The organism is Bellilinea sp., from assembly GCF_034432615.1.
Taxonomy (GTDB): domain Bacteria; phylum Chloroflexota; class Anaerolineae; order Anaerolineales; family Anaerolineaceae; genus Bellilinea.
Map to the genome: position 1 here is coordinate 1 of NZ_DAOUBL010000316.1, position 10,929 is coordinate 10,929.

14 protein-coding genes and 1 pseudogene are annotated in these 10,929 nt (G+C 50.7%); 6 read left to right on the forward strand and 9 right to left on the reverse strand.

Features of this window, described 5'->3' with window-relative positions; all coding sequences use genetic code 11:
- The 4 genes and pseudogenes from VAE48_RS14275 to VAE48_RS14290 form a co-directional block, all read left to right on the forward strand.
- Positions 1-606, forward strand: a pseudogene (locus VAE48_RS14275) (GTPase); the annotation flags it as partial.
- 92 nt (positions 607-698) lie between these two features.
- A complete protein-coding gene (obgE, locus tag VAE48_RS14280; RefSeq protein ID WP_322794000.1) occupies positions 699-1,967 on the forward strand; it encodes a GTPase ObgE in 1,269 nt (422 codons plus the stop codon).
- A complete protein-coding gene (gene nadD, locus VAE48_RS14285; RefSeq protein WP_322794001.1) occupies positions 1,964-2,605 on the forward strand; it encodes a nicotinate-nucleotide adenylyltransferase in 642 nt (213 codons plus the stop codon). The genes obgE and nadD overlap by 4 nt, the downstream gene beginning before the upstream one ends.
- Before the next feature lie 7 nt (positions 2,606-2,612).
- The gene (locus VAE48_RS14290) at positions 2,613-3,533 is read left to right on the forward strand and encodes a hypothetical protein (protein WP_322794002.1); all 921 of its coding nucleotides are present in this window, start codon (positions 2,613-2,615) and stop codon (positions 3,531-3,533) included.
- A 4-nt stretch (positions 3,534-3,537) separates the two neighbouring features.
- Here the strand turns inward: VAE48_RS14290 and VAE48_RS14295 are convergent, their stop codons facing one another.
- The 7 genes from VAE48_RS14295 to arfB form a co-directional block, all read right to left on the reverse strand.
- On the reverse strand, positions 3,538-4,398 hold the full coding sequence (locus VAE48_RS14295) for a toast rack family protein (RefSeq protein WP_322794003.1): 861 nt from the start codon (positions 4,396-4,398) through the stop codon (positions 3,538-3,540).
- 18 nt (positions 4,399-4,416) lie between these two features.
- Entirely contained in the window at positions 4,417-5,490 is a 1,074-nt protein-coding gene (locus VAE48_RS14300) for a hypothetical protein (protein WP_322794004.1), read from the reverse strand.
- Positions 5,487-6,026 (reverse strand): hypothetical protein, encoded by a 540-nt coding sequence (locus VAE48_RS14305; protein WP_322794005.1) that lies wholly within the window; start codon positions 6,024-6,026, stop codon positions 5,487-5,489. The genes VAE48_RS14300 and VAE48_RS14305 overlap by 4 nt, the downstream gene beginning before the upstream one ends.
- Entirely contained in the window at positions 6,004-6,591 is a 588-nt protein-coding gene (locus VAE48_RS14310; RefSeq protein ID WP_322794006.1) for an RNA polymerase sigma factor, read from the reverse strand. The genes VAE48_RS14305 and VAE48_RS14310 overlap by 23 nt, the downstream gene beginning before the upstream one ends.
- A 200-nt stretch (positions 6,592-6,791) precedes the next feature.
- On the reverse strand, positions 6,792-7,709 hold the full coding sequence (locus tag VAE48_RS14315) for a DMT family transporter (protein WP_322794007.1): 918 nt from the start codon (positions 7,707-7,709) through the stop codon (positions 6,792-6,794).
- A gap of 56 nt (positions 7,710-7,765) precedes the next feature.
- On the reverse strand, positions 7,766-7,975 hold the full coding sequence (locus VAE48_RS14320; RefSeq protein ID WP_322794008.1) for a dodecin: 210 nt from the start codon (positions 7,973-7,975) through the stop codon (positions 7,766-7,768).
- 31 nt (positions 7,976-8,006) lie between these two features.
- Positions 8,007-8,501, reverse strand: coding sequence for an alternative ribosome rescue aminoacyl-tRNA hydrolase ArfB (gene arfB / locus VAE48_RS14325; RefSeq protein ID WP_322794009.1), 495 nt, complete (start codon positions 8,499-8,501; stop codon positions 8,007-8,009).
- Positions 8,502-8,514: 13 nt separating this feature from the next.
- On the opposite strand from arfB, the gene VAE48_RS14330 reads away from it, so the two are divergent.
- Together VAE48_RS14330 and VAE48_RS14335 are read left to right on the forward strand one after the other, a co-directional pair.
- The gene (locus VAE48_RS14330) at positions 8,515-9,048 is read left to right on the forward strand and encodes a PH domain-containing protein (protein WP_322794010.1); all 534 of its coding nucleotides are present in this window, start codon (positions 8,515-8,517) and stop codon (positions 9,046-9,048) included.
- A gap of 158 nt (positions 9,049-9,206) precedes the next feature.
- On the forward strand, positions 9,207-9,563 hold the full coding sequence (locus VAE48_RS14335) for an RNA-binding protein (RefSeq protein ID WP_322794011.1): 357 nt from the start codon (positions 9,207-9,209) through the stop codon (positions 9,561-9,563).
- 62 nt (positions 9,564-9,625) lie between these two features.
- Here the strand turns inward: VAE48_RS14335 and VAE48_RS14340 are convergent, their stop codons facing one another.
- Positions 9,626-10,156: a GrpB family protein gene (locus VAE48_RS14340; RefSeq protein ID WP_322794012.1), complete on the reverse strand. Its 531-nt coding sequence runs from the start codon at positions 10,154-10,156 to the stop codon at positions 9,626-9,628.
- 38 nt (positions 10,157-10,194) lie between these two features.
- Positions 10,195-10,830, reverse strand: a complete 636-nt coding sequence (locus VAE48_RS14345) for a deoxynucleoside kinase (RefSeq protein WP_322794013.1) — start codon at positions 10,828-10,830, stop codon at positions 10,195-10,197.
- Between the last annotated feature and the right edge of the window lie 99 nt (positions 10,831-10,929).

The following is a 10,929-nucleotide window of genomic DNA, read 5'->3' on the forward strand; positions in this document are numbered from 1 at the left end:
ATTGTGGTTGCTGATCCCCACCGACCGGGGCACGAAGTGCGCTATCACCCCGGGGAAACCAACGTGCGCCGCGCAAATGTGTTTGTCATCAATAAAGTGGATACGGCCAGCCCGGATGCGGTCATAGCTGTGCGGGAAAGCCTCTCGGCGCTTAACCCAAAAGCAACGATCATTGAAGGCGCATCCCCCCTGTTTGTGGATCGTCCAGAGGAAATCCGCGGAAAACGCGTGCTGGTCATCGAGGACGGCCCAACTCTGACGCATGGTGAGATGGCTTACGGGGCGGGCTGGGTGGCTGCCCGCCGGTTTGGCGCAGCCGAAATTGTAGATCCCCGTCCGTTTGCGGTTGGTTCAATTGCTGCGACCTACCAGAAGTACACTACCACAGGCCCGATTTTGCCGGCAATGGGCTACGGCGAAGAGCAAATGCGCGATTTGGAACAAACCATCAATAACTCCGATGTGGATCTGGTCATTTCGGCGACACCAATTGACCTGAATCGTGTGATTAAGATTCGCAAGCCCATGCAGCGTGTCCGCTATGAATTGCAGGAGATTGGGCAACCGACCCTAGAAGATGTTTTGAAAGCCAAGTTTGGCAAGTGAATCGAATTTCAGGAGAATAACCTGAGCCTGACCTTCCCCCATTCTGCCAAAGCAGAGTGGGGGAAGACCAAGGCGGATAGTCTGGTAAAGCGATGTTCATTGACGAGGCTGTAATATACGTTCGTTCCGGTAAAGGGGGAGATGGTTTTGTCCATTTTCATCGGGAAAAGTATGTAAACCGCGGTGGCCCGGATGGGGGAGATGGCGGGCGCGGCGGCGATGTGATTTTGGAAGTACTCCCAACCCTGAATACGCTGGTGAACTTTCGGTATCAACGTAAGTTCATTGCACAGGATGGCGCAAAAGGGGGAGTCAACAACATGACCGGTAAATCGGCAGAGGATTTAATTATCCCTGTTCCGCCCGGTACTGTGGTTTACGATGCCGACACTGGAGAATTGTTGGGTGACCTGGTGGAACCCGGACAACGGCTGGTGGTGTGTAAGGGGGGGCGCGGCGGACGCGGAAACGCCCGTTTTGCAACACCCCGCAATCAGGCACCACGAATTGCCGAAAAGGGCGAACCCGGTGAGGAAAGAAACCTGCGGTTGGAATTGAAATTGATTGCCGATGTGGGGATTGTGGGGGTGCCCAATGCGGGCAAATCCAGTTTACTTGCGGCGGTGACCAACGCCAGACCTAAAATTGCCGACTATCCTTTCACAACCCTGGAACCCAATCTGGGAGTGGCGGATCTGGACGAAAACACCAGTCTGATTCTGGCTGATATTCCGGGGTTGATTGAGGGTGCTCATCAAGGCGTTGGGTTGGGTGATGCGTTCTTGCGTCATATTCAGCGCACACGGGTATTGATTCACCTGCTGGATGGTCAATCTGCCGATCCGCTGGCGGATTTCAGTCAAATCAATGCGGAACTGGCGTTGTTTGACCCGCAACTGGTGCAAAAGCCGATGATTGTGGCATTGAATAAAATTGACCTACCCGAAGTGCAACAACGCTGGGAGACCCTCCGCACCGAATTGGAGAAGAAAGGCGTGCAGCAACCCTATGCCATCTCGGCTTTGGCACACATCGGGCTTGAACCGCTGCTGTGGCGGTGCGTGGAGTTGCTCAAAACAGCGCCTGAGCCTCAAAGGCGAGAAGAGCTTCCCGTCTACCGGCCGGGCGATGATCCACGGGAATTCACCATCAGCCGCACCCCGGATGGCGGCTTCAAAGTCAAAGGGGCAGCCATTGAACGGGCAGCAGCGATGACTTATTGGGAATTTGAAGGTTCGGTGCGCCGTTTTCAACGGTTGATTGAACGTTTGGGGGTTGAAGAAAAACTGCGCGAAATGGGCATTCAAAACGGGGATACGGTCTATATCGGCGATGATTACGAATTGGAATGGCAGGAATGACGAGGGAACGTATCGGCATTTTTGGCGGGACGTTTGACCCTCCACATGTCGGTCATCTGATTCTGGCTGCCGAAGCGCAGGATCAGCTGCGACTTGACCGTCTGTTATGGGTTTTGACTCCCGACCCGCCTCATAAACAGGATCAAAGCATTTCTCCGCTGGCCATCCGCATGAAGCTACTGATGGCGGCGATCGGCGATAATCCATCCTTTGAACTTTGCCGTGTGGATATGGATCGTCCCGGCCCGCATTATGCGGTGGATACGGTGAAAATTCTGAAAGAACAGTACCCATCGGCTGAATTCTTCTATTTGATCGGCGGGGACTCACTGCACGACTTGCCAACGTGGTTTCAGCCCCGGCGGCTGATTGAATTGATTGATGGGTTAGGCGTCATGCGTCGGCCGGGTGATCAAGTGGATTTGAGGAATTTGGAGCAGAAAATTTCCGGTTTATCTGCTAAAATTTGCTTTATCGAAGCTCCCTTGTTAGAAATTTCGGCGCGCCAAATCCGTCAGCGGATTGCAGCAGGGCGGGCTTACCGCTATTATGTTCCTCCCGCTGTTTTTCGCTTAATTGAGGAATTGAAACTTTATCGGCAACCGTTCTCTTCTGCGATTGCAGATTCGGATGTGTAAATCCCAGATGAACCTGCGTAATTTACTGGTCAAATGTTTGTGGTGGGGTTCGCTCTTGTGGCTATCAGCAGCCTGCACACCGCTTGCCGGTAATCAGGCGGTCACCGAAATCACGCCTACCGCATTTGTGGCTGCCGACTTAACCAATGACGGGTTGGCGGTTATCCCGAGTCGTGCCTGTCTGCTTCAACAGGCTGTTGTCATTCAAACCGACCGGCAAATGGGTGATATGCTTGCCTGGTCGAAGGATTCCGCTCATCTTGCTTTTATAACGCCGGTCAACGATAGTTGGGGCTGGTATCAGGGGGATCTGGTCATTCTGAATGTGCTCAACGGAGAAAGCCGGCGAACGAAAGATATCCGTGTTGCCGGAGATTTGACCTGGTCCCTCTCGGGAGAAAAGATTGCTTTTGTTATCCTCCGGCCGGCGGAAGCGCAGTATTCTGTGGGGGTCTATTCTCTTGCGGATGGGAAAACGCTGGATCTGTATGATGTTGCGGTGACCGACGAATTTTCCAGCCTGAAAGGAATTGTGGGCTGGCGTTCCGATCAAGTGCTGCAAATTTCCGAAAGTTGTGGGGTGGATTGTGTGCGTTACTTGGAATACAATCTGCTCAGTGGAGTAAAAACCGTGCTGGAAGAGTCACGCCCGGGACAGGATACCAGCTTAAGAATTGTCCTCAACCAGCCGGGTGTGGTTCCCAACCGCAACTGGCGTAACGCCAACTGGTCACCGGATGCCCGGCGGGTATTTTTCACGGATCGGACGAATGTTGCCTGGATTGGCGATCTGACTGCCAGTACCAAAGCAGCTTTGCCAATGGAAACGCTGCCCGTCGCCGAGTCCAAATGGTCGGCTGACGGGCAGTTAATTGCGGTGAGAACCGCTGAAAATCTTTATATTTTTGGGGTGGACGGCTGCCGGTAATGGATTACTGGGTAATCAATTCCAGATTTCCAACGCCCATATTGAGGTTAATTTCAATTTTTGGGCCGTTTCCATCCGTTTCATACACATTATTGGCGATGCGCCATGTACCACGCGGTTGAACGTTGCTCAAACCGCCGCTGATGACAACCCGCGCTGGTGTTCCGGCGGGGATGATAATTTTCAGGCTGCTCACCCCGGCAGTGATGCTGGCATCCAGATCTTGTTGCAGACTGCCAGAAAAGTCAAGCGTATAAGAACCTGTTCCGCCTTCAAAGTTCAAGAAGGCCGGGCTGGCATTTCCCAGTCCGTAGAGGGAAACTTCCGAAGCCCCGGTTCGATAGCGCAGGCTTTCCATGCGCACCGGATTGGGTTGGTCAAAGCGCACCTCTGCCTGACTGGCTCCATCCTGAATGTTCAGGCGGGTCAGGGCAACACCGCTCAGGTTGAGCGTGCCCTGGTAAGCTCCGGCAGCAATATCCAGTTCTAAGGGGGTGCTGCCCAATTTCAACTGCCAGCGATTGACAACATCCCTGGTCGGGATCCGCAGGTTATCCCTGCGGCCCTGCCGGATGATCAGACTTCGTCCATCACGGATGACTTCCGGTTTCCATTCCGAGATATTGTATTGAATTTCACCTTCGACCAGCTTTTCGCCGCCGCCCTGAATGTCCAATTCCCCGGCTCCCATTTCAATGGAAACTTTGGCAGTATGGGCATCTTCAGGCGGTGCTTCGCTAACGGTGAAAGTTTGGGTTGCTCCGGTTTTGGCTTCCGGCATATTGACGGTGAAGGAACAGGCCAGCGAGCTGAACACAATCGCAATCAAAGGAAAAAGAGCAAGATGTTTATTTTGAATTTTCATAACAGGCCTTTTACCCAATTAATCTTCTTTCGGAGATGGAGAGAATTCTTCTGGTGATATTGGAGCAGCAGGCGGCGGGGTAGGGGGTGTTGAGGCAGGGACATAGACTACCGTTGGCGGCTGCGGGTAAGCTTTGGTACCAAATTGGGTGAGAATGATACTGCCCAGACCAACGCTGGCAACCAGCAGGGACATTAAACCGCCCAGACAGAATAAATAACCCAATAACCAGACGATGAGCCCCAACACCAGCGTGCCGATGCCGGCAGAAACGGCTTCCACCCATTGGGTTTTCAACATACTGGCGATGCGCTCACCAATCAGGTAGCCGACCGCAACCCAGCCGATCAGCAGGGCAAGGGCGAGGACCAGCATGCCAATCAGTGCCACCGGGATCAGCAGGATGGTAATGATCAACACAATCAGGACAAAAGGCGCAACGACCAGCGTCAACAACCCGATACCGCCGCTCAGCAATGTTTGATCGGAAATTGTGTTGCCAATCACCCGCAGCGGACGAGGCATCAGCAGAGCCACTACCAGAGCCAGAACAGCCATTGCCAGGATGCGCAAAATGTTTGACAGGGCATCCCTCATCCATGAGGTGAAAAGGCGCAGAGGTGAGGGGCTGCCGGGTGGTGTGAAATCAAACCGGTCAAAATTGAACATCAACGTTTGCGGGTTAAGCCGATTGATGCCCCCCAAAACCGTTGAACCTTCGGCCTGGCTGACCGCTCCCCCAATGATTTGAACGCCACCCCGTACAAACGAGGTTTCGTTCAGGTTGACATTGCTGCCGATGGCGCTGATATCCCCGTCAACTTCACCATCCACTTGAAGGTTGCCGCCCAAAATGACAATGTCTTCGGTGACTTTGGCATCCTGTTCAATGATTGCGTTTCCCCCAATGATGACCAGCGAGCCGTTCAGGGTTTGGGAAGAGCGCAAAACATAGTTTTCACCAAAAATCAGTTGATCCCCATTAAATTGTTCTCCCGGTGGGGGGGGGGTTTGTGCCAGTCCAATTGCCGGGGTTGCCAGTGTGATGAGAATTGTGAGGATAAGAAATGTGAAGAGCGCTATTTTTTTCATTGTTCATGTACTCCTAGATGGGATAGGCGCTGAAGCGTCAGGAACCATAAGCCAAGCAATAAGGTTGACCAGCCTGCCAACAGGAAAACGAACACCATAAGCGCGAGCGGGGGGATTTGACCGGCCCAGTAAAAGAAAATGTACTGGATTTCAGACCAGCGTTGAGGAGCAAGCGCAACCCAGCCGATCATGTCTGAAAGCAGTTGGGCAGGTGGAATAATCCAGAGGAGTCGAACTATAAAAGCAATGCTCAGCAGAACAAAGGCGCTACCCAGGCCAATGAAAACAGCTCGAATCTGCCTTTTTTGCTGAAGTGCTTTTCTTTGGGCAAGGCTTGCCTGAAAGCGGTTGACAAACTGGGGAGGGGCTGGAGTGAGCGGGGGCTTTTGCAACAGTTGTTCCACCTCGCTCCAGCCGGACTGAATCCGGTTACAGTGCTGGCAGGATTTGAGATGGGCTTCTAACTCTGCAATTTGATCAGAGGTCAGGTTTTCACGGTTGAAGATCCAGTTTTCAAAAGGCAGGTGACTCATCATGAATCCTCTCGGTCATGGCGTAATGCTGGCTCTGATATTGCTGCGCCAATCGCAGGCGCGCACGATGCAGCCGGCTCTTTACAGCACTCACTGAAAGTTGCAAAGCCTGACTGATTTCCTCTTCAGAGCACTCGTACCAGTAGCGCAGGATGACAGCAGCCCGATCTTGAGGATTGAGGGAAGAAAGAAGCGATTGTATAGATTGTCGTTCTTCGTTTTCCCGGACTTGTTTTTCGGGTTCGGGAGTGTGGTCGGGGATAACTTCTTCCATCCAATCCTCAATTTCCATAGTGGTGATCCGCTTTTTCCGTTGCTGGTCAATGCAGTAGTGGGCGGCAATGGAGAGTAACCAGGTTGCAAAAGACCGATTGCGATCATAGCGGCGAATTGCCTGAAAAGCTCTCCAAAAAGTTTCCTGCGCGGCGTCCTCTGCTTCTTGCGCGTTTCCCAGCATTCGGTAGCACAAATTGTAAACGGGGTTCTGGTATTGCAGAACAAGGCTTGTAAAGGCTTCCTCATCCCCGTTTTGTGCTCGGATGAGCATGTCCATCTCGTGATTGATCACCGACTGCTCCTGCGCTCTTGTTCTAGTACCATATACGCAACCCGAGCGGATTAGTTGCATGGAACAGGTTTTTGAGCGAAATCTCTTAACCTGTTCTCATCATAACATAGTCAGGTCAACAAATACCTGTACCAAAGGCGAGTTCAGCGATGACCACTAGAATGAACTTGCGATGTGAATGCGGCTGAGCAAGAAAAATTCTAATCCGAAGGCTCTTTTTGGTGAATTGTAGCAGGTAAAAATTCTCGAAATTGTGCCAGCAACATTGCGCTGAAAATAAGCACACATCCAAAAATTTGCAGAGGGAAGAGCTGTTCACCAAGCAGTAAGTATCCCAATAGAGCGGCAAAGACGGCTTCCATGCTGAACAGGATAGCGGCATCGGTAGTGGGGGCGTTGCGTTGACCAACAACTTGTAAAGTAAAACCCAAACCTACCGGAAACACGGCCGAATAAAACACCGCCCACCATGCCTGAGGTTGGGGAGCGGTGAAACGGTCAAAAAGTACGGCTCCGATGGTATTCAGGAATGCCGTGATGGCAAACTGCCCCATTGCGAATTGTAAATTATCCATGCGGCGCGCCATCCTGCCCACCACGATGACATGCCCTGCCCATATAAAGGCACCCGCCAGCTCATACCAATCGCCGGGAGCCGGTTCAAATGCGCCACCGGTACTGAGGAAAAGCGTACCAAGGACTGCCAGAAAAGCCGCCACCCATGTAGTCCAATGGATGACCTCGCGCCAAAAAAGCCACAACAGTAAAGGGATGATGACAACATAGAGTCCAGTAAGAAATCCGGCATTGGCGGCGGTTGTGGTTTTCAAGCCAATTTGCTGAAAAGTGCTGGCAGTGAAAAGCAGCACTCCCGCTGTGAGAACACCTCCCCAATTTTTACGCTCCAGACGAACTTTCTTGCCTAAAAGAGCGGCAAGGAAAAGCGTTCCAATCCAGAATCGCACACCGTTAAAGGTGAAATGCCCCATGCTTTGGGCGGCAATACTTTGGGCGATAAATCCGCTGCCCCAAATGAACGAAACGAACAGAAGAATAGCATCAGATTTGATCCGTTCCGGTGGGGCGGGTTTGAATCCATGTTTCAGCGTGAGCGGCATTGTTCGAATTCCCGATGGCGTTGAAGGCGAAAAAGGAATTTCCTGGAGCTGCTGACCTATTCTTCGAGCGTAAAGCCCACCTTGAAGGTAACCTGCCACTGTTTGACCTGTTCTTCCTCAATTCTGCCGCGAATTTCGACAACTTCCAGCCATTGCATATGGCGGATGGTTTGGGCAGCGCGGGCTACGGCGGTTTGAATGGCGTCTTCAATGCTGGTTGGAGATGTTCCAGTAATTTCAATCAGTTTATAGGTGTGTTGGGCCATTTTTCCCTCTCAAAATGAAGATAGTCGAGAATTACTCCCAGTCTTCTGGAATGTAACGCCGCCAGCGTTTTAACTGACTGCGGTGCTGCTTTGATGTGCGGCGAGCAGCCCTCGCCGTAATGGTTGGCTGGGTAGGTTTCCGTGTTTTGGGTATGAGCAAGGCTTGCTGGATTAACTCATTCAATCGCCGTAAAGCATCCGTGCGATTTTGTTCTTGAGTTCGATAGCGTTTTGCTTCCAGAATTAAGACCCCTTCATCAGTGACTTTTTGTCCGGCTAATTGAATTAACCTTTCTTTTACCTCATCTGGCAGGGTGGAAGATGCCCGAATATTAAAGCGTAATTGAACCGCAGTGGCTACTTTATTGACATTTTGTCCACCCGGGCCAGAAGCGCGGATGAAATCGAACTCAATTTCATCTTCTGGAATTTGGATCGGGTCTGGCTGGCTGGGCATATCATAAGTATAACAGGATGGATTTGCTTTCAGATATAATTTGTTTGGAAAATCAATTTTGTTTTTCAAAAGGAGACTGACGATGGAGCTGGAACAGGTACGCAACAAAGTCAAAGCGGCTGCCTGGCAGGCAATTGCGCAAAGCGGCGTGAACATGACATCCCTTTCGAGTGATGACCAGAATAAACTGGTGGATGCAATTACGGCTCAAATGCTGGTGGTGATGGATGAGGTGATTGGGTCGGATGCGGATGATCAACTCACCCGTTTTGCTGATACCGGTGATGAGGAGCAGGTCTTGTGGAAAGGCAGGCCGTTACTCTCGCTGGTGGAATATTATGTGATAACCAGCGAACGGATTAAAGTGGTGAGGGGGCTTTTGGGAAAAGATTATGAAAATTATGAGCTGATTCGCGTTCAGGATATTGACTTCGCGCAATCGGTTGGAGAAAGGATTCTGGATATCGGCGATATCCGCATCAAAGGCGCCGACCCCTCTCATGAGGAAATTGTGCTGAGGAATATCAAAAATCCGCATGAGGTTTATGAATTGCTGCGCAAAGCATGGCTGGCAGCGCGCAAGAAATATGGGTTAATCTTTCGTGAAGAAATGTGATTGAATAACCGAAAACGTGGTACAATACAACCGTTCGTAATTCATCATCTGACATCCTGAGGGTTTTTGGTTTTGTTTTCGGTCGCATTGGTTTTCTAACAGCACCACAATAGCAAAACGGCGCTTGGGGATGTCAAACAGAAAAGAAAAGGAAAAAAATGAATATCTATGTAGGCAATTTGTCGTTTGATGCGACCGAAGATGGGGTTCGCGAGTTGTTTTCTGCCTTTGGGACGGTTACTTCTGTCAACCTGATCAAGGACAAGTTTTCTGGTCAGCCACGTGGTTTTGGTTTCGTGGAGATGGCAAACGAAAACGAAGCCCAAAATGCGATTCAGAACCTGAACGGTAAAGCGTTCATGAACCGCAATTTGACCGTGAACGCTGCCCGTCCTCGTGAAGAACGTGGTCCGCGCAATTTTGACAGCGGATTCGACCGGCGGAGCAATTACGGAAGTGATCGGCGGGGCGGAAAGTCCGGTAACCGGGGTGGCGGCGGCCGCCGCGGCTGGTAATAATTTTCGGATAGAAGCTTCTAATCCATGGTGTGGTCGGTAAAGATCACACCATTCTTTTTTTAACTCAATGCTTTCTGAATAAATTCACTTTTCAATCGGGCGTATTCGGCAATACCCAGCCCCCCTTTGGATAAAAAGGATCGTTTCAGATCTTGATAGGCAGCCCGAAAGGCGGCATCCAAACGCAGACGATCGCGGAAGTTGCGAAGATCGTTGATTTTGGGTGAGCCTTCGCTCAAAATGTACACGTGGATTGGATAAGTTTTCCCTTCGAGGGTAAAGCAGGCAACTTTTATCAAGAATGTAGAGGACAAGGGATCATTCGAAAGAGTATCTTCAAAGCCAAGCCTTTCCAGGGTTTTGACAACGTTTTGGATCTGTCCAGACGGACACACCAGCATCAGGTCAATAATTCCACTGCCCGCCAGTCCCGGCACTGCAGTGCTGCCGATGTGTTCAATCCATAAAGCGGGTAATTCTTCTAGAATGATGCCGATGACAGCATCGGCTACCAGTATGGAAAATGGGTCTGCCGGTTTGAGTTGTGGAGGTAAGGGTTCATAATTGCGAAATGGTTTGTGGACATCCATAATTGAGTAAGGTCTTTCGCACTTGAAAAATGTCTTGCTCAGAACACAATCTCTTCTTTCCCGGTCAATTTTTCTTGAATGCGCTGAACAACAGTGTCTAAATGTTGACTTTGATGAACAAAGTCGAGGTCGTCGGTGCGTATCGTCAGAACGGGGCAAAGATCAAAGGTACGCATCCAATCATCGTAAAAAGACTCCAACAATTGAAGGTACTGTGGGGTGATGCTGCTTTCAATCTCTCTCCCTCGTTGGCGAATGCGCTCAATCAGCACCTCAACCGGAGCCTTTAGGTAGATTAGCAGCGAAGGAGGCGGAAGGGTTCGAATGACAAGGTCGAAAACTTTTCGATAGGTCTGGTAATCGCGTTCGTTCAGGTTGCCGAGATGATGGAGTGCACGGGCAAAGATGGCAGCATCTTCGTAAATGCTGCGATCAATAATTGCCGAACGGGGATCATTCCACATATCCAGATGTTGTTGAGCGCGGTGACCCAAAAAGTAAATTTGTAGATGAAAAGACCATGCACGCATATCGCGGTAAAAATCCGGCAGGTAGGGATTATCGGATACCGATTCGTAGGCGGTGCGCCATCCCAATCTTGCTCCAATACGTTCGGTAAGTGAAGTCTTTCCCGAACCAATATTCCCTGCTACCAGAATGAGCCGCTTTACCATCCGGTGATCTCCCGTTTTGCGCTGGAATGTTAAGTTGAATTAATTAACGTCAATTCGGGATAAATGATTTTCACATCAACTTTCGAATTTTCGTCCCCC

Coding starts and splice junctions, on each gene's coding strand:
- VAE48_RS14335 (WP_322794011.1), top strand. CDS start 9,207: ATGAATATCTATGTAGGCAATTTGTCGTTTGATGCGACCGAAGATGGG.
- VAE48_RS14300 (WP_322794004.1), bottom strand. CDS start 5,490: ATGAAAAAAATAGCGCTCTTCACATTTCTTATCCTCACAATTCTCATC.
- VAE48_RS14295 (WP_322794003.1), bottom strand. CDS start 4,398: ATGAAAATTCAAAATAAACATCTTGCTCTTTTTCCTTTGATTGCGATT.
- VAE48_RS14330 (WP_322794010.1), top strand. CDS start 8,515: ATGGAGCTGGAACAGGTACGCAACAAAGTCAAAGCGGCTGCCTGGCAG.
- VAE48_RS14320 (WP_322794008.1), bottom strand. CDS start 7,975: ATGGCCCAACACACCTATAAACTGATTGAAATTACTGGAACATCTCCA.
- VAE48_RS14305 (WP_322794005.1), bottom strand. CDS start 6,026: ATGATGAGTCACCTGCCTTTTGAAAACTGGATCTTCAACCGTGAAAAC.
- nadD (WP_322794001.1), top strand. CDS start 1,964: ATGACGAGGGAACGTATCGGCATTTTTGGCGGGACGTTTGACCCTCCA.
- obgE (WP_322794000.1), top strand. CDS start 699: ATGTTCATTGACGAGGCTGTAATATACGTTCGTTCCGGTAAAGGGGGA.
- VAE48_RS14290 (WP_322794002.1), top strand. CDS start 2,613: ATGAACCTGCGTAATTTACTGGTCAAATGTTTGTGGTGGGGTTCGCTC.
- VAE48_RS14345 (WP_322794013.1), bottom strand. CDS start 10,830: ATGGTAAAGCGGCTCATTCTGGTAGCAGGGAATATTGGTTCGGGAAAG.
- VAE48_RS14340 (WP_322794012.1), bottom strand. CDS start 10,156: ATGGATGTCCACAAACCATTTCGCAATTATGAACCCTTACCTCCACAA.
- VAE48_RS14315 (WP_322794007.1), bottom strand. CDS start 7,709: ATGCCGCTCACGCTGAAACATGGATTCAAACCCGCCCCACCGGAACGG.